Annotated in this window: 21 protein-coding genes; 11 read left to right on the top strand and 10 right to left on the bottom strand. The window is 61.3% G+C overall.

Annotation, left to right across the window (positions count from 1 at the left end; genetic code table 11):
• Window positions 1-105: 105 nt before the first annotated feature.
• The gene (locus ACZ9BE_RS17215) at window positions 106-708 is read right to left on the bottom strand and encodes a Yip1 family protein (protein WP_016773629.1); all 603 of its coding nucleotides are present in this window, start codon (window positions 706-708) and stop codon (window positions 106-108) included.
• 427 nt (window positions 709-1135) lie between these two features.
• Here ACZ9BE_RS17215 and ttcA point away from each other — a divergent pair, with 427 nt between their 5' ends.
• Window positions 1136-1960, top strand: coding sequence for a tRNA 2-thiocytidine(32) synthetase TtcA (ttcA, locus tag ACZ9BE_RS17210; protein WP_024013975.1), 825 nt, complete (start codon window positions 1136-1138; stop codon window positions 1958-1960).
• 134 nt (window positions 1961-2094) lie between these two features.
• Window positions 2095-2769: a DNA-3-methyladenine glycosylase I gene (locus ACZ9BE_RS17205; protein ID WP_476249729.1), complete on the top strand. Its 675-nt coding sequence runs from the start codon at window positions 2095-2097 to the stop codon at window positions 2767-2769.
• A gap of 88 nt (window positions 2770-2857) precedes the next feature.
• On the opposite strand, the gene ACZ9BE_RS17200 is transcribed toward ACZ9BE_RS17205, so the two are convergent.
• From ACZ9BE_RS17200 to arsC, 3 genes are read right to left on the bottom strand one after another with little or no spacing between them, the layout of a single operon-like run.
• Entirely contained in the window at window positions 2858-3283 is a 426-nt protein-coding gene (locus tag ACZ9BE_RS17200; RefSeq protein WP_073472188.1) for a DUF2069 domain-containing protein, read from the bottom strand.
• A complete protein-coding gene (gene wrbA, locus ACZ9BE_RS17195; protein ID WP_122611650.1) occupies window positions 3283-3879 on the bottom strand; it encodes an NAD(P)H:quinone oxidoreductase in 597 nt (198 codons plus the stop codon). Before wrbA ends, ACZ9BE_RS17200 begins: the two co-directional genes overlap by 1 nt.
• The gene (arsC, locus tag ACZ9BE_RS17190) at window positions 3876-4229 is read right to left on the bottom strand and encodes an arsenate reductase (glutaredoxin) (protein ID WP_252882515.1); all 354 of its coding nucleotides are present in this window, start codon (window positions 4227-4229) and stop codon (window positions 3876-3878) included. Before arsC ends, wrbA begins: the two co-directional genes overlap by 4 nt.
• Before the next feature lie 113 nt (window positions 4230-4342).
• Here arsC and ACZ9BE_RS17185 point away from each other — a divergent pair, with 113 nt between their 5' ends.
• Window positions 4343-4810, top strand: coding sequence for a TlpA disulfide reductase family protein (locus ACZ9BE_RS17185; RefSeq protein ID WP_476249728.1), 468 nt, complete (start codon window positions 4343-4345; stop codon window positions 4808-4810).
• Between the two features lie 238 nt (window positions 4811-5048).
• On the opposite strand, the gene ACZ9BE_RS17180 is transcribed toward ACZ9BE_RS17185, so the two are convergent.
• Window positions 5049-5453 carry an META domain-containing protein gene (locus ACZ9BE_RS17180; protein ID WP_217851866.1) on the bottom strand — a complete coding sequence of 135 codons (405 nt, stop codon included), beginning with the start codon at window positions 5451-5453 and terminating at the stop codon, window positions 5049-5051.
• On the bottom strand, window positions 5453-5887 hold the full coding sequence (locus ACZ9BE_RS17175) for a hypothetical protein (RefSeq protein ID WP_039757838.1): 435 nt from the start codon (window positions 5885-5887) through the stop codon (window positions 5453-5455). The genes ACZ9BE_RS17180 and ACZ9BE_RS17175 overlap by 1 nt, the downstream gene beginning before the upstream one ends.
• Before the next feature lie 134 nt (window positions 5888-6021).
• Between ACZ9BE_RS17175 and ACZ9BE_RS17170 the strand changes: the two genes are divergently transcribed.
• Complete coding sequence (locus ACZ9BE_RS17170) at window positions 6022-6480, top strand: hypothetical protein (RefSeq protein ID WP_095181584.1); 459 nt, start codon at window positions 6022-6024, stop codon at window positions 6478-6480.
• A gap of 5 nt (window positions 6481-6485) precedes the next feature.
• On the opposite strand, the gene ACZ9BE_RS17165 is transcribed toward ACZ9BE_RS17170, so the two are convergent.
• The gene (locus ACZ9BE_RS17165; protein WP_252868111.1) at window positions 6486-7475 is read right to left on the bottom strand and encodes a 2-hydroxyacid dehydrogenase; all 990 of its coding nucleotides are present in this window, start codon (window positions 7473-7475) and stop codon (window positions 6486-6488) included.
• Window positions 7476-7556: 81 nt separating this feature from the next.
• Entirely contained in the window at window positions 7557-10310 is a 2754-nt protein-coding gene (locus tag ACZ9BE_RS17160) for a response regulator (RefSeq protein ID WP_476250140.1), read from the bottom strand.
• A gap of 206 nt (window positions 10311-10516) precedes the next feature.
• On the opposite strand from ACZ9BE_RS17160, the gene ACZ9BE_RS17155 reads away from it, so the two are divergent.
• The 7 genes from ACZ9BE_RS17155 (at window position 10517) to ACZ9BE_RS17125 (ending at window position 19019) form a co-directional block, all read left to right on the top strand.
• Window positions 10517-11239, top strand: coding sequence for a response regulator transcription factor (locus tag ACZ9BE_RS17155; protein ID WP_095181586.1), 723 nt, complete (start codon window positions 10517-10519; stop codon window positions 11237-11239).
• Window positions 11226-12650 (top strand): histidine kinase sensor domain-containing protein, encoded by a 1425-nt coding sequence (locus ACZ9BE_RS17150; RefSeq protein ID WP_476249727.1) that lies wholly within the window; start codon window positions 11226-11228, stop codon window positions 12648-12650. The genes ACZ9BE_RS17155 and ACZ9BE_RS17150 overlap by 14 nt, the downstream gene beginning before the upstream one ends.
• Window positions 12651-12859: 209 nt before the next feature.
• Window positions 12860-13762: a cysteine synthase CysM gene (gene cysM / locus ACZ9BE_RS17145; protein WP_041479583.1), complete on the top strand. Its 903-nt coding sequence runs from the start codon at window positions 12860-12862 to the stop codon at window positions 13760-13762.
• Window positions 13762-15138: a 23S rRNA (uracil(1939)-C(5))-methyltransferase RlmD gene (gene rlmD, locus ACZ9BE_RS17140; protein ID WP_310217766.1), complete on the top strand. Its 1377-nt coding sequence runs from the start codon at window positions 13762-13764 to the stop codon at window positions 15136-15138. Before cysM ends, rlmD begins: the two co-directional genes overlap by 1 nt.
• 101 nt (window positions 15139-15239) lie before the next feature.
• Window positions 15240-17483: a GTP diphosphokinase gene (gene relA / locus ACZ9BE_RS17135; protein WP_041479585.1), complete on the top strand. Its 2244-nt coding sequence runs from the start codon at window positions 15240-15242 to the stop codon at window positions 17481-17483.
• Window positions 17484-17616: 133 nt separating this feature from the next.
• On the top strand, window positions 17617-18450 hold the full coding sequence (gene mazG, locus ACZ9BE_RS17130; protein ID WP_024013963.1) for a nucleoside triphosphate pyrophosphohydrolase: 834 nt from the start codon (window positions 17617-17619) through the stop codon (window positions 18448-18450).
• A gap of 26 nt (window positions 18451-18476) precedes the next feature.
• Window positions 18477-19019: a DUF2058 domain-containing protein gene (locus ACZ9BE_RS17125; protein WP_476249726.1), complete on the top strand. Its 543-nt coding sequence runs from the start codon at window positions 18477-18479 to the stop codon at window positions 19017-19019.
• 68 nt (window positions 19020-19087) lie between these two features.
• Here ACZ9BE_RS17125 and ACZ9BE_RS17120 read toward each other — a convergent pair whose 3' ends face one another.
• Together ACZ9BE_RS17120 and fabB are read right to left on the bottom strand one after the other, a co-directional pair.
• Window positions 19088-19276, bottom strand: coding sequence for a hypothetical protein (locus ACZ9BE_RS17120; protein WP_095181590.1), 189 nt, complete (start codon window positions 19274-19276; stop codon window positions 19088-19090).
• Between the two features lie 523 nt (window positions 19277-19799).
• Entirely contained in the window at window positions 19800-21020 is a 1221-nt protein-coding gene (gene fabB / locus ACZ9BE_RS17115) for a beta-ketoacyl-ACP synthase I (RefSeq protein ID WP_016773647.1), read from the bottom strand.
• Window positions 21021-21029 lie beyond the last annotated feature (9 nt).

The following is a 21029-nucleotide window of genomic DNA, read 5'->3' as shown; positions in this document are numbered from 1 at the left end:
CGACTTGCGAATCGCCGACCTGCCGAATGGTCGTCGCCCCAACGAGAAGGCCGCCTTGCGGCGGCCTGTATTGGCAGATGTTGTTTTTCTCAGGGAGGAAACAGGTCAGTTGGTATAGACCGGGCCGACACCCAGGCCCCAGACAATCACGGTAAACGCCATGATCGCCACCAGCACCACCAGCCCAACCGCGAGCACCGAGCTGGAAAACAGAAAGCCTTCATCCGAAGGGATGTTCATGAACGTCGGCAAGCCGACATACAACAGATAGACCGTGTAGCAGATGGCCGCCGTACCGACAATCATCCCCAGCCACATATGCGGATACAGCGCCGCCAGGCCGCCGACGAACAACGGTGTCGCCGTGTAAGTGGCGAATGCCACGCAACGGGCCAGGCTTGGATTGGCGTCATAGGTGCGCGCCATCCAGTGCACGAAGGCGCCCATCACCGCGACCCCGCCGAGCATCGCCAGGTACGACATGATGGTCATCCACAGAGCGCTTTCAAACGTGAGCATTACCGGCGCGCGATTGCCGATCACCCAACCGACCTGGGTCGTGCCAATGAACGCTGAAACAGCGGGGATCGCCGCCAGAATCAGCGTGTGCGTCAGGTACATGTGGCTGATGCTTTCCTCTTGGTCGCCACGGATCTCCTTCCATTCCTGATCGGGGTGGGTAAACAGTCCCACTACGTGATGGATCATGCCATTCACTCCTCTTGTCATTGCCATCGCCCCCCAACGGAGCGCCTACGGGCCAAGATGGCCGAGCAAATACAGGTCTTCAGATGTGTGCGACCTTATGTCGCAGTATAGAAAGGACTCCAACGCACCGGTATGCCGGGCTTAGAGCAAATCGCGCTGTAAACGGGATGGATAATCGCCTCGGGGTCTTGCGCGGGAAGGCATTTTTGGGGTTGAAACACTTTTTGTGGCGAGGGGATTTATCCCCGTTCGGCTGCGCAGCAGTCGCCAGCCCATTCAGCGCGCAGTGTCAGGCATTACGAGTTCCCAGGTTTTGGGGCTGCTTCGCAACCCAGCGGGGATAATTCCCCTCGCCACAGATGCTTCGCGCTACCAGGGTTTTTGCGTAAAATGCCGGCCTTTCGTCACACCTCACGGATTTCGCGTCATGGGCACTCTTACGGTCAACCAGAACAAACTGCAAAAGCGCCTGCGCCGCCTGGCCGGCGAAGCGGTCGCCGATTTCAACATGATCGAAGATGGCGACAAGGTCATGGTCTGCCTGTCCGGGGGCAAGGACAGCTACACCATGCTCGACGTGCTGATGCACCTGCAGAAGGTTGCACCGATCAAGTTCGACATCGTCGCGGTGAACATGGACCAGAAACAGCCGGGCTTTCCCGAGCACGTGCTGCCGGCCTACCTGAAAGAACTGGGCATCGAGTACCACATCGTCGAGAAGGACACTTACTCGGTGGTCAAGGAACTGGTGCCGGAAGGCAAGACCACCTGCTCGCTGTGCTCGCGTTTGCGTCGCGGCACCCTGTACACCTTTGCTGACGAAATCGGCGCGACGAAAATGGCCCTCGGTCATCACCGCGACGACATCGTCGAAACGTTCTTCCTCAACATGTTCTTCAACGGCACCCTCAAAGCGATGCCGCCGAAGCTGCGCGCCGACGATGGCCGCAACGTGGTGATTCGCCCGCTGGCTTACTGCAACGAGAAGGACATTCAGGCCTACTCGGACTTGAAGCAATTCCCGATCATCCCGTGCAACCTTTGCGGCTCGCAGGAAAACCTGCAGCGCCAGGTGGTCAAGGAAATGCTTCAGGACTGGGATCGCAAGACCCCGGGCCGTACCGAATCGATTTTCCGCAGCCTGCAGAACGTGGTGCCGTCGCAACTGGCCGACCGCAACCTGTTCGACTTCACCAGCCTGAAGATCGACGAGACTGCAGCTTCGCGCTTCGTTAACGTCGTCAATCTGTAAACACCTTCAAATGTGGGAGCGAGCCTGCTCGCGAAAGCGGTGTGTCATTCAACTGATTGGTTGACTGAGACTCCCTCTTCGCGAGCAGGCTCGCTCCCACATTGGTTTCTTCGCTTCATTCAATAGGAGAGGGCATGCGCGATTACAAGTGGCTGCACGAATACTGTCTGAACCGCTTCGGTTCGGCGGCTGAACTGGAAGCCCATCTGCCCGTTCCCAAGACCCCGGCACAACTGCGCAAGATCAGCGACGACCGCTACCTCTCGACCATGGCCCTGCGTGTATTCCGGGCAGGCCTCAAACACAGTCTGGTCGACGCCAAGTGGCCGGCGTTCGAAGAGGTGTTCTTCAAGTTCGATCCGGAAAAAGTCGTGCTGATGAGCGCCGAGCACCTTGAGCGGCTGATGCAGGACGCGCGGATCATCCGCCATCTGGGCAAGCTGAAAAGTGTGCCGCGCAATGCGCAGTTCATTCTCGATGTGGAAAAGGACAAGGGCAGCTTCGGCGCATTGATCGCCGACTGGCCGGTGACCGATATCGTCGGCCTGTGGACGTACCTGAAAAAGCACGGCCACCAACTCGGCGGGCTGTCGGCGCCACGCTTTTTGCGCATGGTCGGCAAGGACACGTTCGTGCCGAGCTACGACGTGGTCGCGGCGCTGAATGCGCAGAAGATCGTCGACAAAGTGCCGACCAGCCAGCGCGATCTGGCGACGGTGCAGAACGCGTTCAACCAATGGCACGAACAGAGCGGCGGACGGCCGATGAGCCAGATTTCGATGATGCTCGCCTATACCGTCAACCATTAAAACCGCGTCGCTGCATTCGCGAGCAGGCTCGCTCCCACCTCTGGAATGCATTCCCTGTGGGAGCGAGCCTGCTCGCGAAAGCGGTTGGTCAGGCGACGCTGATCTCGCCTTCGCCAGCCAATTTGCGATTCAACTGATAGCGCCAGCGCACATACAGCAGCGCCGAGCAGAACACCGCCAGGCTTGCGGCCATTTCCAGCAGGCCGAACAGCTGCCGGTTGGGGTCGTACGCCGCCAGGGCGCCTTTGATGAAGTACAGGTTCACCACAAAACACATCCACGAATGGCCACGGGCGCTGCCCATGATCATCGCCGGGGCGAGGACCAGCCACGGGATCAGCTCGACCAGCAGAATCACCCAAGGCCGCGCGCCATGCAGATCGGCGAACAGCAGGTAATAAGCCGCCAGCAAACCGGCGAGGGCGAAAAAGCTCAGCAGGCTGAGCACGCGCATCGCCTTCACCCGTGGCTCTAGCCACTCTATCGAGGGCAGGACTTTCGGCTTCTTCGCCATCAGCCCACCAGCTTCTGTGCGGTTTTCGCCAGGCGCAGACCGAGTGCGCGACACAGCGCCACTTCGTGCTGATCAAGACCGTTCTTGCCGTCGGCACCGGCGTGATGGCTGGCCCCGTAAGGCGTGCCGCCACCTTCGGTTTCGAGCAGGGCCGATTCGCTGTAGGGCAGGCCGGTGATCAACATGCCGTGATGCAACAGCGGCAACATCATCGACAGCAGCGTGGTTTCCTGACCGCCGTGCAGGCTGGCGGTAGAGGTGAACACACCGGCCGGTTTGCCGACCAGCGCGCCGGTCAGCCAGAGGTTGCTGGTGCCGTCGAGGAAGTACTTGAGCGGCGCGGCCATGTTGCCGAAACGCGTCGGACTGCCCAAGGCGAGGCCGGCGCAGTTCTTCAGATCATCGAGGCTGGCGTAGAGCGCGCCTTCAGCGGGAATGTCCGCCGCCACCGCTTCGCACTCGGTGGAAATCGCCGGCACCGTACGCAGACGCGCTTCCATTCCGGCCTGCTCGATGCCACGGGCGATTTGCCGGGCCATCTCGTTGGTCGAACCGTTGCGGCTGTAATAGAGAACCAGAATGTACGGCGTGCTCATGGCAACAACTCCAGCACGTTTTCCGGTGGGCGACCGATGACGGCCTTGTCGCCGACTTCGAGAATCGGCCGCTCCATGAGTTTCGGGTGCGTGGCGATGGCGTCGATCAGCTGCTGCTCGCTGAGACTGGCATCCGACAGATTCAGGGTTTTGTATTCCTCTTCACCGCTGCGCAGCAGCTGTCGCGCGCTGATCCCTAGCTTGCCGAGCAGGGCCTTGATCTGCGCGGCGCTGAGCGGCGTTTCCAGGTAGCGCACGACGGTCGGATGCAAGCCGCGGGCTTCGAGCAGTTCCAGCGCGCCGCGGGATTTCGAGCAGCGCGGATTGTGATAAAGCGTCAGATCGGTCATGGCGGGTCGCTTCTGGCGTAAAGTGGCGGCTATTCTAACTGTGCGGCGCGCAATCCAGAACCGTCAGAGGCGATGGGTCGCAGGCGCTTTCGAATTTTGACAAGGAACACGACATGACACGGCGATTGGCAGCGGCATTGACGATAATCGGGGCGTTGATGCTGGGGGGCTGCGGTAATGATTACGGCATCGACCAGAACGGCCAGAAGGTAGCGTCCGAACGTCTGGACAAGCAGTGGATGGTGCTCAATTACTGGGCCGAATGGTGTGGCCCATGCCGCACGGAAATTCCCGAGCTGAATCATTTGGCTGATGAGCTCAAGAGCAAGAACGTCGGGGTGTTCGGGGTCAATTTCGACAACGTGCAGGGCGCGGAGCTGAAAGAGGCGAGCGAGAAACTCGGCATCAAGTTCACCGTGCTGGCGCAGGATCCGGCCGAGCTGTTCGACCTGCCGCGCAGTGAGGCGCTGCCGGTGACGTTCATCATTGATGACAAGGGCAAGGTGCGTGAGCAGTTGCTGGGTGAGCAGACGGCGGCGGGGGTGATGGCGAAGCTGGAGGCGTTGCAGGCTACGAAGTAAACCGCCAGAAGCCCCTCACCCCAGCCCTCTCCCGGGGGGAGAGGGGGCCGACCGAGGTGTCTTTCGTCGTACATCGACCTGAGACACCGAGTTGATTATGGTCCCGTCAGACAGAATCCAGTCGATTATGGATTCGGCGAAGAATTACCACGTCGACATAACTCTTCAATATCCCCCAATCAGTCCCCTCTCCCTCTGGGAGAGGGTTAGGGTGAGGGCCTTGGCGATTCAGGGCGGATCAACCCTCTTCGAGCCACCAGCGCAACGGTTTGCCTTGAGCCGGCCAGAAGCGTATCTGCTCGATGGGCGAAATGTCCCAGCGCTCGACTTTTTCCAGCGCCTGCAGGAACCGTTGTTCCTGCTCCATCAACGCCGGGGCGCAGAGCTTGCGGGTCTTGCCGATCTTGCCGAAAGTCAGCTTGTCGCCGTCCTGCGTGTACGGCGCGAACCAATGGTTGCAGCCGCCGTTGCCGTAGGCGCGGCCGTCATCGCCGAGGGTCACGGTCAGGTGGCTGTAATCCATCAATGGCCGCTCGCCGATCCATTCCAGAATGTAGCTGCGGTTGTGCTGCAGTTGCACCGGCTCTGCGGCGCAACCAGCCAGGCCGACACCGATCAGTGCGGTCAGGGCGAGGCGTTTCATCATGCAGGCTCCTGGCATTTCGGGCACAGGTGCTTGTCGCCGACGGCTTTCCAGCCGAGCTCGGCGATGCGCGCGGTGGCGGCGGGTTTCTCGGCGGTCTTGCCGAGTTTGGCATCCACGGCAAATTCGAAACTCAGCTCTTTCGCGCAGCTATCGCAGTTGACCTGCCAAGTGTGAATGGCCAGTTCGCCAAACACCGGGCCTGTGGTCATTGCGGTCCATTGGCCTGGCGGATTGATCAAGTGGCGGACCGTGTCGACGGTCAGGCGCATGGACAAATCCTTGCTGCCTTTGAGGGTGACCAACAGGGCATCGCCGATGCGGATCGAGCCACCGTTACCGGTCACCTGATAGCGGCCCGGAACGAGGGCGCGGCATTCGGTGAGGGTGTGTTGCGGGTTCATCAGGGTGTAGCGGAAATCGTGTTCGACCATGGGTCCTCCAAATATGCGCGACATGCTAGCACGGGCTCGATTGCAGAATGATGCACGCGTGCGACCTTCGATCCGGTTCAAATGCGCCGACAGTCATGGCACACTGCCGGCCCCCGAATCTGAAGGAACGGAACATGGCGCTGATCGAATGTTATGAATGCAAGCGGAGCATCAGTTCCGAAGCGCTGGTGTGCATTCACTGCGGCGCGCCGATGGCCGAGCACGCCGCCATGCAGGCGCAATCGACGGCGGCACCGGTGCAAGCCGCGACGATTTCCTTCGGCAGCCTGCCACGCAACAAGGCAGTGCCCGAGGCGGTTGCGCCGCCAGTGTCCGAGCCTTTACCCAAAGTGATGCCGGCAGCAGCAGGGCGTCGCCGTCGTCAGCAGGCCGCAGAACAGGCCCGCGAGGAGCAGCAACCGCTCAACGCCGATGGCAGCCGCCCGGTGGAGGGCTGGCTGAAAATCATGGTGTTTCTGCTACCGGCGTTTTTCGTCTGGTTCCTGCTGCGCAACGGCCATTCGAGCAAGCAGCGCCTGCTCGGTTTCGGCTGGCTGGGCTTGCTGATCCTGGCGTCTTCGCTGTCCAAGTAAGCGCTTCAACCCTCGACCTGGTTCTGCGGCGCACCTGCCGCCCAGGTCGCGATGTTGTGCAGGGTGGTCGCGGCAATCGCGCCCAATGCTTCGCGGGTCAGAAACGCCTGATGCGCGGTGATGATCACGTTGGGAAACGTCAGCAGACGCGCCAGCACATCGTCCTGCAACGGCAGGTCGGAGCGATCCTCGAAAAACAGCTGCGCCTCTTCCTCGTAAACATCCAGCCCCAGATACCCGAGTTGACCGTCCTTGAGCGCGTCGATCAGCGCCGGCGTGTCCACCAGCCCGCCACGCCCGGTGTTGATCAGCATCGCCCCCGCCTGCATGTGCGCCAGTGAGTCGCGATTGATCAGGTGCTTGCTCTGCTCGTTGAGCGGGCAATGCAGGCTGATGATCCGCGACTGCGCGAGCAATTCCGGCAGGCTCAGATAACGTGCGCCCAAGGCCAGCACCTCGGGATTGGGATACGGATCGTAGGCCAGCAATTCACAGCCGAAGCCGTGCATGATTTTCGCGAAGGTCGCACCAATCTGCCCAGTGCCGACGATGCCGACGGTTTTGCCGACCAGATCGAAACCGGTCAGGCCATGCAGGCTGAAATCGCCTTCGCGGGTGCGGTTGTAGGCACGGTGCAAGCGACGATTGAGGGCGAGGATCAGCGCCACCGCATGCTCGGCCACGGCATGCGGCGAGTAGGCCGGCACGCGAACCACGGCCAGGCCAAGGCGTTTCGCCGCAGGCAGGTCGACATGGTTGTAACCGGCCGAACGCAGGGCAATCAGCCGCGTGCCGCCAGCCGCGAGGCGTTCGAGCACCGGGGCGCTGAGGTCGTCATTGATGAACGCGCAGACCACCTCGTGCTGCTCGGCCAACGCCGCCGTATCGAGGCTCAGTCGCGCCGCTTGAAAATGCAATTCGAGCCCGGCCGGGCAGTCGGCGCCGAGAAAGCTGTCGCGATCGTAGGTCTGACTGCTGTAAAAAATTGTGCGCATGAATCCTCCTGGAACATCGACGCGGGCCGCAATGGCCCGCGACAACTGTAGCGCTTTGCGCGTGCAGCGCCTTGCCGTGGATCAGGCGCTGATGCGCGCCTGCGCTGCGAGTCGATTGATCGAGCGCTCCAGTTCATCCAGCGCGGCGGCGGCTTTCGGATCGTCCTGCTTGAGCAGGGTTTCGCTGCGCTGGCAGGCGGCGCGCAGTTGCGGCACGCCGCAATAACGGGTGGCGCCGTGCAAACGGTGCACGCGTTCAAGCAGGGCATTATGGTCGTGGCTGTCCCGCGCGGCGCGAATCGCTTCGCGGTCGGCTTCCAGCGAGGCCAGCAGCATGGCGAGCATGTCTGCCGCCAGATCCGCTTTGCCCGCCGCCAGACGCAAGCCTTCTTCGTGATCGAGCACTGGCAGTTCCTGCTGATTCGCCGCGCTGTCGCCGCTGCGCTCCGGTGCCTGATTGCGCAGGGCCAGTCCGGTCCACTTCAACACCACCTGCGCCAGTTGCCGCTCGCTGATCGGTTTGGTCAGGTAGTCGTCCATGCCGCTTTGCAGCAGCGCGCGTTTTTCGTTGGCCATGGCGTGGGCAGTGAGGGCGACGATCGGCAGCGGCGTGCAATGCCGCTCGCTTTCCCACTGGCGAATGGTTTCGGTGGTCTGGCGACCGTCCATGCCCGGCATCTGCACGTCCATCAGCACCAGATCGAAAGATTCGCTCTGCACGGCTTTGACGGCCGCGTAACCGCTTTCCACCGCGAGCACTCGAGCGCCCATGTCTTCGAGCAGGGTCTGCACCAGCAACAGATTGGCCGGGTTGTCGTCGACACACAGCACGCGCGGCGCACGGCTGGACAGCGGCTCGCCCGGTTCGCTGCGGGTCTGGCGCGGATTGACCAGATCGGACAACGCCCGGCGCAGCTTGCGCGTACACGCCGGTTTGGCTTGCAGCTGGCTGTGCGGGTTGGGCACCGACAGATGAAACAGCGTCTGTTCGGTGGTCGGGCACAGCACCAGCACTTTGCAGCCCAGATGTTCAAGGTCCCAGATGTGCTGATTCAAACGCTCCGGGAGCATGTCGTTGCTGGTGATGCCGATCACCGCCAGATCGATCGCCTGATCGGTCTGATGCGCGCCGGTAACGCCATTGCTCAGGCTTTCCAGGGTATTGAACGGCGTAACTTGCAGTCCGCAGTCTTCCAACTGATGTTGCAAGGCCTGACGCGCCAGTTCGTGATTTTCCAGCACCGCCACGCGGCGTCCGAGCAATGGCGCGGCGGGCAGGTCTTCGGCGTCGTCGCGAGTCTTGGGCAGGCTCAGGCTGATCCAGAATTCCGAACCTTCGCCCGGGGTGCTGTCGACGCCGATCTCGCCGCCCATCTGTTCGATCAGACGCTTGGAAATCACCAGCCCCAGCCCGGTGCCGCCGGGTTGACGCGACAGCGAATTGTCGGCCTGACTGAAAGCCTGGAACAGCGCGCGGACATCCTGACTCGACAGACCGATGCCGGTGTCCTGAATGCTGATGCGCAGTTGCACGCTGTCTTCGTGTTCGTCTTCGAGCATCGCCCGGGCGACGATGGTGCCTTCGCGGGTGAACTTGATCGCGTTGCTGACCAGATTGGTGAGGATCTGCTTCAGGCGCAGCGGATCGCCGACCAGCGACAGCGGCGTGTCGCGATAGACCAGACTGACCAGCTCAAGCTGCTTGGCGTGCGCGGCCGGGGCGAGAATGGTCAGGGTGTCTTGCAGCAGGTCGCGCAGGTTGAACGGAATGTGATCGAGCACCAGTTTGCCGGCCTCGATCTTCGAGAAGTCGAGAATCTCGTTGATGATTCCCAACAGGCTGTCGGCAGACTTTTCGATGGTGCCCAGATAGTCGAGCTGGCGCGGGGTCAGTTCGCTTTTCTGCAACAGGTGAGTGAAGCCGAGAATGCCGTTCAGCGGCGTGCGGATCTCGTGGCTCATGTTGGCGAGGAATTCGGATTTGATCCGACTGGCTTCCAGCGCTTCTTTGCGCGCCAGGTCCAGTTCGATGTTCTGGATCTCGATGGTTTCCAGATTCTGCCGCACGTCTTCGGTGGCCTGATCGACGCTGTGCTGCAATTCTTCGCGAGCATTCTGCAGGGTGCCGGCCATGCGGTTGATGCCCGAGGCCAGTTCGTCCAGCTCCTGGCTGCCGAGGGGCGGCAAGCGGGTTTCCAGATGACCGTCCTTGAGTTGCGCGACTGCCTGTTTGATCTGGCTCAGCGGACGGTTGATGGTGCGGCCCATGCGCAACGCGAGGAGGGCGGCGCCGGCAAGTCCGGCGGCGATCAGCAGCAGGCTGGCGAACAGGCTGCGATAGCCGCGCAGCAACATGCCGTTGTGCGACAGCTCCAGCTCGACCCAGCCGAGCAGGCGTTCGGATTCTTCGGGAATGATTTCACCGGCGAGATTGCGGTGCTTGCCGAACACCGGCATCAGGTAGCGCGTCGCGTCATTGCCGCTGCGTCTTTGCAACAGCGCGCTGTCGCCGCTCGGGGCCTGATTGAGCATGGTCGGGCCGGCGTGGGCCAGTGGCGAGCGGTCCGCAGCGAGGAAGGTCACCGCACGCACGTCGGGTTGTTCAAGGGACTGGGTGGCGATGCGTTCGAGCAGATCGGAGTCGCCGTGGCCCATCGCCGGCGCCACCAGCGGCGCCAGTTGCTCGGCGATCATTTCGCCGCGCTGCATCAATTGGCTGTGCAGGTCGGTCTGCTGCGTCCAGGTGAAATAGCCACCCAGCACCAGCGCCATCAGGCTGGTCGGCAACAAGGTCAGCAACAGCACGCGACCTTTGATTCCCAGTTTCTTGAGCACGCCTATCTCCCGCATCCCGCTGATCTGTTGACACATGCGTGCATCCGGCACGCGACATGGGCGCAGTGTAGCGATTTGCAGGCGGGCAATCTTGCGGAAAATGCAGCGCCGCCGACGCACTCGTTCGTCCGACAGGCCAAGCTTGTGTTGCCCGCTGTCGGACAATCTTGAATAATCCGCCAACTGAGAATTACTTGCAGATACTCATGACTCCTGTTTCCGTTGGCCAGCCACGCATCCTTTCCATTGAAGACGACCCGGTCCTCGGCGCGTATGTGCACGAGCATCTGGGCCGCAGCGGTTTTCAGGTGACCTGGTGCCAGAACGGCCAGGAAGGTCTGAACATCGCCCAGCGTCAGCCTTTCGACGTGGTGCTGATGGATATTCTGCTGCCGGGGCTCGATGGTCTGCAGTTGTTGACGCAATTGCGGCAGAGCCATTCGACGCCGGTGCTGCTGATGTCGGCGCTGGGTGCCGAGGCCGATCGCATCAGCGGTTTCCGCCTCGGTGCCGATGACTATCTGCCCAAGCCGTTCAGCATGGCCGAGTTGCATGTGCGCATCGAAGCGATCCTGCGCCGGGTGGCGCTGGATCGGCGCCCGCCTGCGGTTACCGCTGCGGTGGTCAGCGGCACCCTGCGTTTCGATGACGAACACTGCGACGTGTTCTTCGGCGAGCAAGCGGCCGGGTTGACCCGCAGCGAATTCCGTCTGCTGGAAACCCTGCACCGCAACACCGAGGAAGTGTTGAGCAAGGCCTTCCTTTATCAGCACGTCCTGCAACGCGGCTTTGCGGCGCACGACCGCAGCCTCGACATGCACATCAGCCAGATCCGCCGCAAACTCAAAGCCATCGGTTATACCGAGCGCGAAGTGCGCACGGTGTGGGGCAAGGGCTACGTCTTGAGCGGCGCCGATGAAACTGTCTGAGCTGCCGGGGCGGCATTCGCTGTTCTGGAAACTGGCGTGCCTGCTGGTGGCATTCTGTCTGCTGATGATCTGGTTGAGCTGGTCGTGGGGCCGCTACATGGAGGAGCGCAATCAGTTCCTCTCCAGTGACGCGCGCAGCACCCTCAGCCGTTACGCCGCGCAAGCCGAACAGGCGTGGCAGCGCGGCGGGCGCAATGGCGTCGATGACTGGTTGCAGAGCATGGAATTGCGCGAGGCCAGTTGGGTCGGGGTGATCGGCGCTGATTTGCAGTCGCTGAGCAGCCAGCCGTTGAACGCCGCGGAGGTGCAGCACCTTACCTTTTTGCGCGGCCTCGACTGGCCGATCCACAAGAAGGGCCGACCTTGGCTGCGGGTACCGTTCCCGCAGGATCCGGCCGCCGGCATTCTGGTCATCGAGTTGCCCGAGCGCTTTGTTCCGGGCAAGTACCGGGTGTTCTGGCGGGTGATCACCAACGGCGTGATTCCCGGGCTGTTCACCCTGTTGCTCTGTGTCGGCCTGTATCGCCTGCTGGTGGTGCCGCTGAACAACCTGCGCGAACAGGCCAACGCCTGGCGCGCCGATCAGTTGAACGTGCGCCTGTCGAGCGGCATCACCCAGCGCCCGGATGAACTCGGTGAGCTGGCGCGGGCCTTCGATTCCATGTCCGAGCGCCTGCAAAGCACAGTCGCCTTGCAGCAGCAGTTATTGCGCGACTTGTCCCACGAACTGCGCACGCCGCTGAGCCGTCTGCGTGTGGCCAGCGAAAGCGAACAAGGTCTGCCGCAGCTACGCGAGCGCATCGGCCGCGAGGTCGACGGCATGCAGCGGCTGGTCGAAGACACCCTGCAACTGGCCTGGCTCGACACCAACCGCTCGCCGTTACCAAATGAAGCGATCCAGATTCAGGCACTGTGGGAAATGCTCACCGACAACGCCTGTTATGAAAGCGGCTGGCCGAGCCTGCAATTGCAATGCTCGGTCGAAGCTTCGTGTTGGGTGCGCGGCAACCTCAATACCCTCGCGCAAGCGCTGGAAAACATCCTGCGCAACGCCATTCGTCACTCGCCCGAGGGCGGGATTGTGCGGCTCGATGGACGGCGCGATGGCGAGTATTGGCATTTGTGGCTGGAGGATCAGGGCGGCGGCGTGGCTGACGAAGATCTGCAGCGGATCTTTTCGCCGTTCATTCGATTGGACGGATCGAGACCCGGGGATGGTGGCTTTGGCCTGGGCTTGAGCATTGCGCGTAATGCGGTGCAGCGCCAGGGCGGGTTGCTCTGGGCGCAAAACACCGGGGCGGGGCTGCGGTTGAATTTGCGCTTGCTGGCGGATGATGGCGTCGCCCATGCGGACGCCTTCGCGAGCAGGCTCGCTCCCACAATGGCTGTGCATTCACCGCAGATCGCATAAGCAAAATTCATCCCCTGTGGGAGCGAGCCTGCTCGCGAATTCAAGCATCACCACAAGAACTGAGTGTTACTCAAATAAAAGTCGCACCACTGGCGCGACTTTTATTTGCTTATTCCCATAAACCATAAGCACCGCACTTTGCGTGATATGGCCTGCGCGGGTTTGCCGGTATGATAGGCGCCCCCGCACGTCTGGATTGCGAATACGCCATGACCCTGCAGTACCCAACCATCGCCGATTGCGTCGGCAACACGCCGCTGGTGCGTTTGCAGCGCCTGCCCGGCGCCACCAGCAACACCCTTTTGCTCAAGCTCGAAGGGAACAACCCGGCGGGTTCGGTCAAGGACCGCCCGGCGTTGTCGATGATCACTCGCGCCGAGTTGCGCGGGCAGATCAATCCCGGCGATACGCTGATCGAGGCGACCTCCGGCAACACCGGCATCGCGCTGGCGATGGCCGCTGCGATCAAGGGTTACAAGATGATCCTGATCATGCCGGACAACTCCAGCGCCGAGCGTAAAGCGGCGATGACCGCTTACGGTGCCGAGCTGATTCTGGTGACTCAGGAAGAGGGCATGGAAGGCGCCCGCGATCTGGCCCAGCGTATGGAAGCCGAAGGCCGTGGCAAGGTGCTCGACCAGTTCGCCAATGGCGACAACCCGGAAGCGCACTACACCACCACCGGTCCGGAAATCTGGCGTCAGACCCAGGGCAGCATCACCCATTTCGTCAGTTCGATGGGCACCACCGGGACCATCATGGGCGTGTCGCGCTACCTCAAAGAACAGAGCGACAGCGTACAGATCGTCGGCCTGCAACCGATGGAAGGCTCGGCCATTCCCGGCATCCGCCGCTGGCCGCAGGAATACCTGCCGAAGATTTACCAGGCTGACCGCGTCGATCGCATCGTCGATATGGCGCAAAGCGAAGCCGAAGACGTTACCCGGCGTCTGGCCCGCGAAGAAGGCATCTTCTGCGGCGTGTCCTCGGGCGGTGCGGTGGCAGCGATGCTGCGCCTGTCCAGAGAAGTTGAAAACGCGGTGATCGTTGCGATCATCTGCGACCGTGGCGACCGTTATCTGTCGACCGGCATTTTCGACGCGCCGAACTGATGGCCAAGCACGAACGAGGCCTGCGCTTCCAGCCCACCGGCGGGAGCAAGGCGCCACAGATCCCGACCGGTAAAAAGCAGCGCTTGAGTATCGAGCGCCTGGCCAATGACGGTCGCGGTATCGCGTTTTTCGAAGGCAAAACCTGGTTCGTCCTCGGCGCCCTTGCCGGTGAAGAGGTCGAAGCACGGGTGCTCGGCGCCCACGGCAAAGTGGTCGAGGCGCGTACCGAGCGCGTGTTCACGGCCAGCGAAGTGCGGCGCCCGGCAGCATGCCCACACTTCGGCCGCTGTGGCGGTTGCAGCGTTCAGCACTTGCCCCACGATGAACAGCTCGCCCTGAAACAGCGCATGCTCGCCGAGCAATTGTCGCGGGTGGCCGGTGTCGAACCTGAAGAGTGGGCGGCGCCGCTGAGCGGCCCGGAATTCGGTTACCGTCGGCGCGCGCGCATCGCCGTGCGCTGGGACATGAAGGCAAAAAAACTCGAAGTGGGTTTCCGCGCTGCCGGCAGTCAGGACATCGTCGCGATCAGCGAATGCCCGGTGCTGGTACAGCCCTTGCAACCGATCATGACCCGCTTGCCAGAGATGCTGCGGCGCTTGAGCAAACCGCAGGCGCTGGGCCATGTCGAGTTGTTCAGCGGCTCATCTCTGGCGCTATTGCTGCGGCACATGGCGCCGTTGTCCGAAGCGGATCTGACCATTCTCAAGGATTTCTGCCAGTTCCATGAAGCGCAGTTGTGGCTGCATGGCGAAGGTGAACCGCAACCGGTCGAAGCCGGTCAGAGCCTCGGCTATCGCCTGGAACAGTGGGATCTCGAGCTGGCTTATCGGCCGGGCGACTTCGTTCAGGTCAACGCCGGGGTCAACGAAGCGATGATCGCTCAGGCGCTGGACTGGCTTAAACCGACGGCTGAAGAACGCGTGCTCGACCTGTTTTGCGGTCTGGGAAATTTTGCGCTACCGCTGGCCAAAAGCGTCCGTGAAGTGGTGGCGGTGGAGGGTGTGCAGACCATGGTCGAGCGTGCCGCTGCGAATGCCATCAGTAACAATTTGCATAACACAAAGTTTTTTCAAGCCGATTTATCCCAGCCTTTGAGCGATGCCCAATGGATCGGAAATGGCTTTTCTGCGGTACTCTTGGACCCACCGCGTGACGGTGCTTTCGAGGTGGTGCGCAAGCTCGCGACCCTGGGTGCCAAACGGTTGGTATATGTGTCGTGCAATCCGGCCACGCTGGCGCGCGACACGCAGGAATTGATCAAGCAGGGCTACCGGTTAAAACGTGCCGGGATTCTCGATATGTTTCCTCAGACGGCACATGTCGAGGCCATGGCGTTATTTGAAGCGAGCCAGGACGGCTCGTCTGAATCCGTCTGATCTGTCCGCGCAGCGCTCGCCTGAGCCCCGCGAGCGCGAACGGACACTGAGGATCAGCGATTTGACGCATTGAATCTGCGTCGTAGGGAAGGTAAAGCAGCATGGTACAGGTGAGAGCACACCAGCCGATCAACACCGACGGCAGTATCAATCTCGAGGCCTGGCTCGATCACGCGGTCAGTGTCGATCTGGCACTGGATCGCGAGGCCTTGAAAGAAGCCTGCGAGTTCGCTCGCGAGGCCGAACAGCAGTCCAATGCGAAGAAGAATCTGTGGGCCGAAGGCTCCGGCAGTTTCAGCACTGGCCTTGAGATCGCCGAGATCCTCGCCGACCTCAAGCTCGACCAGGATTCGCTGGTCGCCGCCGTTTTGTATCGCGGCGTGCGCGAAGGCCAGATCGAGCTGGCGGCCATCGGCCAGCGCTTCGGTCCGGTGGTGGCCAAGCTGATCGACGGCGTGCAGCGCATGGCGGCCATCAGCGCCAGTCTCAGCCCACGGCAATCGATGGTCATGGGCACCCAAGGGCAGGTCGAGAACCTGCGCAAGATGCTCGTGGCGATGGTCGATGACGTGCGCGTTGCGCTGATCAAACTGGCCGAACGCACCTGCGCCATCCGTGCGGTGAAAACCGCCGACGATGAAAAGCGCAACCGCGTCGCTCGCGAAGTCTTCGACATCTATGCGCCGCTGGCCCATCGCCTCGGCATCGGTCACATCAAATGGGAACTGGAGGACTTGTCCTTCCGTTATCTGGAACCCGATCAATACAAGCAGATCGCCAAGTTGCTCCACGAGCGGCGGCTGGACCGCGAGCGCTTCATCAGCGACGTGATGACCCAGCTCAAGGACGAACTGCAGGCCACTGGTGTCGATGCCGACATCAGCGGCCGGGCGAAACACATCTACTCGATCTGGCGCAAAATGCAGCGCAAGGGTCTGGAATTCAGCCAGATCTATGACGTTCGCGCCGTGCGCGTGCTGGTGCCGGAAATGCGCGACTGCTACACCGCGCTCGGTATCGTCCACACCCTGTGGCGCCACATCCCGAAAGAATTCGACGACTACATCGCCAACCCGAAAGAGAACGGCTACCGCTCGCTGCACACGGCGGTGATCGGCCCGGAGGGCAAGGTCCTCGAGGTACAGATCCGCACCCACTCCATGCACGAAGAAGCCGAACTTGGCGTCTGCGCGCACTGGCGCTACAAGGGCACCGACGTCAAATCCGGCTCGAACCATTACGAAGAGAAAATTTCCTGGCTGCGTCAGGTGCTCGAATGGCATGAAGAGCTGGGTGATATCGGCGGTCTGGCCGAACAGTTGCGCGTCGACATCGAGCCTGATCGCGTTTACATCTTCACTCCCGACGGACACGCCATCGACTTGCCGAAAGGCGCGACGCCGCTGGATTTCGCCTATCGGGTGCACACCGAAATCGGCCACAACTGCCGGGGCGCGAAGATCAACGGGCGTATCGTGCCGTTGAACTACAGCCTGCAGACCGGCGAGCAGGTCGAGATCATCACCAGCAAGCACGGCACGCCGAGCCGCGACTGGCTGAACCCGAACCTCGGTTACGTCACCACCTCGCGCGCGCGGGCGAAGATCGTTCACTGGTTCAAGCTGCAGGCTCGCGATCAGAACGTTGCGGCCGGTAAAACCCTGATCGAGCGCGAACTCAATCGCCTCGGCCTGCCGGCGGTGGATTTCGACAAGCTGGCCGAAAAGGCCAACATGAAAACCGCCGAAGACATGTTCGCCGCCCTCGGTGCCGGCGACCTGCGTCAGGCGCATCTGGTCAACCTTGCGCAGCAATTGGTCGAACCGGAGCGCGGCAACGAGCAACTGGAGCTGATCCCGCGCAAGGCCACCGGTTACAAGCCGGGCAAGCGCGGCGATATCCAGATCCAGGGCGTCGGCAACCTGATGACGCAAATGGCCGGTTGCTGCCAGCCACTGCCGGGCGATGCGATTGTCGGTTACATCACCCAGGGCCGTGGTGTGAGTATTCACCGCCAGGACTGCGCCTCGGTGCTGCAACTGGGCGGGCGCGAGCCGGAGCGGATCATCCAGGTCAGCTGGGGGCCGGTGCCGGTGCTCACCTATCCGGTGGACATCATCATCCGCGCCTACGACCGTTCCGGGCTGCTGCGTGACGTCTCGCAGGTGCTGCTCAACGAGCGCATCAACGTGCTGGCGGTCAACACCCGCTCGAACAAGGAAGACAACACCGCGCTGATGTCGCTGACCATCGAGATCCCCGGTCTGGATGCGCTGGGGCGGCTGCTGGGGCGGATTTCGCAATTGCCGAACATCATCGAAACGCGGCGTAACCGTACCCCGTGATGCAATTGATTGTTCCCTGTGGGAGCGAGCCTGCTCGCGAAGAGGGCGTGTCAGTCGACATCTTTGTTGCAGACACAGCGCTTTCGCGAGCAGGCTCGCTCCCACAATGGTTTTGTGGTGAGACAGAAAAATGATGTACAGCCTCGAAGACCTGCTCCATCTGATGTCCCGTCTGCGCGATCCGCAGTTCGGTTGTCCGTGGGACATCAAGCAAACCTACGCGACCATCGTCCCGCACACCCTCGAAGAAGCCTATGAAGTGGCCGATGCCATCGAGCGTGGCGATCTCGACCATTTGCAAGGCGAGTTGGGCGATCTGTTGTTTCAGGTGGTGTATTACAGCCAGTTGGCCAAGGAAGAAGGGCGGTTCGAATTCGCCGGGGTGATCGATAGCATCACGCGTAAACTGATCCGTCGTCATCCGCATGTGTTCCCGACGGGCGATCTGTACGCGCCGCTCGACGTGCCGCGCTTGAGCGAAGAGCAGGTCAAGCAGCGCTGGGAAGAGATCAAGGCCGAAGAGCGTGCCGAGAAAGCCTCGGCGCCCGAGCAGTTGTCCTTGCTCGACGACGTGCCGGCCACCTTACCGGCACTGTCGCGCTCGGCCAAGTTGCAAAAACGCGCCGGGCAGGTCGGTTTCGACTGGCCGGACGCTTTGCCGGTGCTCGACAAGGTTCGCGAAGAGCTCGATGAAGTGCTCGAAGCCATGTCCGAAAACGATCCGGTGGCGGTGGCCGACGAGATCGGCGATCTGCTGTTTTCCGTGGTCAATCTGGCCCGGCATCTGAAGGTCGATCCGGAAACCGCCTTGCGCGGCGCCAACGGCAAGTTTGAAAGACGTTTCCGTTTTATCGAACAGGCATTGCGCGACACCCACCGTCCCATGGAAGATTGCACCCTCGAAGAGTTGGACGCCCTGTGGGGCGAAGCCAAACGCCAGGAAAAGAATGAGCCCAGCTGCGGCTGAGCCGTTGCCCAAGTGAGTAAGCATTGATGAGCCTTTCCCTTCGCGACCAGTTGCTCAAAGCAGGCCTGGTCAACCAAAAGCAGGCCAAGCAGGTCAGCAAAGACAAGCAGAAGCAACAGCGCCTGGCCCACAAAGGCCAGGCCGAGCTGGACGATTCGCAGCAGCGCGCCGCCCAGGAAGCCATGGCCGAGAAGGTCAAGCGCGACCAGGAACTGAACCGTCAGCAGCAGGAGAAGGCCGAGGCCAAGGCCCGCGCTGCGCAGGTCAAGCAGTTGGTCGAAGTCTCGCGTCTGCCCAAGCTGACCACCGAGGACTACTACAACTTCGTCGACGACAAGAAGGTCAAGCGCATCTCGGTCAACACGCTGATGCGCAACAAGCTCAGCAGCGGTTCGCTGGCGATCGTGCACCACAACGGCGGCTACGAAGTGATCCCCCGTGAAGCTGCGCTGAAGATCCAGGAGCGCGACCCGCAGCGCATCGTCCAGCTCAACGTGCAGACCGAAGAGGTCAACGCTGAGGACGATCCGTACGCGGCGTACCAGATCCCTGATGATCTGATGTGGTAAATCCACGGCTGTAAAAACGACGAACCCCGCTCATGGCGGGGTTTGTCGTTTTCAAATGCTGTGTTGTTTCAGGCGGACTTCAGTTCTCTTTGCTGTTCCTGCACTTCCAGTTCAGCCTTGTAGTTGTGGGCATCGATCTCGTTGTGGAACATGCCGACCAGCAAGCCTTGTTGATGCACATCCCAGATACGGATGCCGGCGGCCAGGCCTTCGTGGGACATGTGTGAATCGTCGCGTTCAGTTACTTTTACAGTCATCTGCTAGCTCCAGATCTCAAGTTACTGCACCAAGGCGTGTGCAGGACTCTGTTATAGGATTTGTTAGTCAGCTAAGTAAACTGCCGATTGGCGCAAGGTGTTGTTGCGGAATTCGCAACAAAGCTGCAGGCCGCGTAAACCGCGACATTCGGTCGCAGGGCAGTAAGTTTCATGACAGAAGTTTCATCTTGAGGGTACGCAATTTGATCGTTCCCACGCTCCGCGTGGGAATGCCTCTGGGGACGCTCCGCGTCCAGTGACGCGGAGCGTCACGGGCTGCATTCCCACGCAGAGCGTGGGAACGATCAAAGTTTCATCTCCAGAACACACTGAAACCCACTGTGGGAGCGAGCCTGCTCGCGAATTCGGTGGGTCAGACGACGATAGGGTGACTGGAATATCGCCTTCGCGAGCAGGCTCGCTCCCACAGGTTTTATCTTGAAATGCGGGGAGTTTTTGACCTGCCAAAAAAAACGCCCCGAACCAGTCGGGGCGTTTTCATGTGTGGCTCAGCAGCGGGGAATTACTTGCCTTCCCAGCGCTTCAGTACCAGCGTGGCGTTGGTGCCGCCGAAGCCGAAGCTGTTGCTCATCACGGTGTTGATGGTGGCGTTCTCGCGGGTCTTGGTCAGCACCGGCAGATCGGCCACTTCCGGGTCGAGCTCGTCGATGTTGGCGGAGCCGGCGATGAAGTTGCCTTCCATCATCAGCATGCAGTAGATCGCTTCGTGCACGCCGGCGGCGCCCAGGGAGTGACCGGACAGGCTCTTGGTCGAGCTGATCGCTGGAGCCTTGTCGCCGAACACTTCACGCACACCTTTCATTTCCGCAACGTCGCCGACCGGAGTCGAAGTGCCGTGGGTGTTCAGGTAGTCGATCGGGGTGTCGACGGTGGACAGCGCCTGCTGCATGCAGCGGATCGCGCCTTCGCCGCTTGGGGCAACCATGTCGTAGCCGTCGGACGTTGCGCCGTAGCCAACGATCTCGGCGTAGATCTTCGCGCCACGGGCCAGAGCGTGTTCCAGCTCTTCGACGACAACCATGCCGCCGCCGCCAGCGATGACGAAACCGTCGCGGTCCTTGTCGTAGGCGCGGGAAGCTTGTTCCGGGGTGTCGTTACGCTTGCTGGACAGGGCGCCCATCGCGTCGAACAGGAACGACTGGCTCCAGTGCTCTTCTTCACCGCCACCGGCGAAGACGATGTCCTGCTTGCCCATCTGGATCTGTTCCATGGCGGTACCGATGCAGTGAGCACTGGTGGCGCAGGCAGAAGCGATGGAGTAGTTCAGGCCCTTGATCTTGAATGGCGTGGCCAGGCAAGCGGAAACGGTGCTGCTCATGGTCCGCGTTACACGGTATGGGCCAACGCGCTTCACGCCTTTCTCGCGGAGGATGTCCAGCGCTTCCATCTGGTTCAGCGTGGAAGCACCACCGGAACCAGCGATCAGGCCGGTGCGCGGGTTGGACACCTGCTCTTCGGTCAGGCCGGAGTCAGTGATGGCGTCTTTCATGGCCAGATAGGCGTAAGCCGCTGCATGACCGACGAAGCGATAGATCTTGCGATCGATCAGCTCTTCAAGGTTGAGGTCGATGGAGCCGGAAACCTGGCTACGCAGACCCATTTCAGCATATTCCGGGTTGAACCGGATGCCAGGGCGGCTTGCACGCAGGTTAGCGGAGACGGTCTCTTTGTCATTGCCCAGGCACGAAACGATGCCCAGACCAGTGATAACGACGCGGCGCATGCGAATAAC

The organism is Pseudomonas sp. TE9122 (assembly GCF_056278925.1).
Note: the sequence above shows the minus strand (reverse complement) of the source record. Positions and strands in the feature narration are given on the sequence as shown.

Bases quoted from the DNA above. Each gene is read 5' to 3' on its own strand.
- ACZ9BE_RS17215 (WP_016773629.1), bottom strand. From the start codon at position 708: ATGATCCATCACGTAGTGGGACTGTTTACCCACCCCGATCAGGAATGG.
- ttcA (WP_024013975.1), top strand. From the start codon at position 1,136: ATGGGCACTCTTACGGTCAACCAGAACAAACTGCAAAAGCGCCTGCGC.
- ACZ9BE_RS17205 (WP_476249729.1), top strand. From the start codon at position 2,095: ATGCGCGATTACAAGTGGCTGCACGAATACTGTCTGAACCGCTTCGGT.
- ACZ9BE_RS17200 (WP_073472188.1), bottom strand. From the start codon at position 3,283: ATGGCGAAGAAGCCGAAAGTCCTGCCCTCGATAGAGTGGCTAGAGCCA.
- wrbA (WP_122611650.1), bottom strand. From the start codon at position 3,879: ATGAGCACGCCGTACATTCTGGTTCTCTATTACAGCCGCAACGGTTCG.
- arsC (WP_252882515.1), bottom strand. From the start codon at position 4,229: ATGACCGATCTGACGCTTTATCACAATCCGCGCTGCTCGAAATCCCGC.
- ACZ9BE_RS17185 (WP_476249728.1), top strand. From the start codon at position 4,343: ATGACACGGCGATTGGCAGCGGCATTGACGATAATCGGGGCGTTGATG.
- ACZ9BE_RS17180 (WP_217851866.1), bottom strand. From the start codon at position 5,453: ATGAAACGCCTCGCCCTGACCGCACTGATCGGTGTCGGCCTGGCTGGT.
- ACZ9BE_RS17175 (WP_039757838.1), bottom strand. From the start codon at position 5,887: ATGGTCGAACACGATTTCCGCTACACCCTGATGAACCCGCAACACACC.
- ACZ9BE_RS17170 (WP_095181584.1), top strand. From the start codon at position 6,022: ATGGCGCTGATCGAATGTTATGAATGCAAGCGGAGCATCAGTTCCGAA.
- ACZ9BE_RS17165 (WP_252868111.1), bottom strand. From the start codon at position 7,475: ATGCGCACAATTTTTTACAGCAGTCAGACCTACGATCGCGACAGCTTT.
- ACZ9BE_RS17155 (WP_095181586.1), top strand. From the start codon at position 10,517: ATGACTCCTGTTTCCGTTGGCCAGCCACGCATCCTTTCCATTGAAGAC.
- ACZ9BE_RS17150 (WP_476249727.1), top strand. From the start codon at position 11,226: ATGAAACTGTCTGAGCTGCCGGGGCGGCATTCGCTGTTCTGGAAACTG.
- cysM (WP_041479583.1), top strand. From the start codon at position 12,860: ATGACCCTGCAGTACCCAACCATCGCCGATTGCGTCGGCAACACGCCG.
- rlmD (WP_310217766.1), top strand. From the start codon at position 13,762: ATGGCCAAGCACGAACGAGGCCTGCGCTTCCAGCCCACCGGCGGGAGC.
- relA (WP_041479585.1), top strand. From the start codon at position 15,240: ATGGTACAGGTGAGAGCACACCAGCCGATCAACACCGACGGCAGTATC.
- mazG (WP_024013963.1), top strand. From the start codon at position 17,617: ATGTACAGCCTCGAAGACCTGCTCCATCTGATGTCCCGTCTGCGCGAT.
- ACZ9BE_RS17125 (WP_476249726.1), top strand. From the start codon at position 18,477: ATGAGCCTTTCCCTTCGCGACCAGTTGCTCAAAGCAGGCCTGGTCAAC.
- ACZ9BE_RS17120 (WP_095181590.1), bottom strand. From the start codon at position 19,276: ATGACTGTAAAAGTAACTGAACGCGACGATTCACACATGTCCCACGAA.
- fabB (WP_016773647.1), bottom strand. From the start codon at position 21,020: ATGCGCCGCGTCGTTATCACTGGTCTGGGCATCGTTTCGTGCCTGGGC.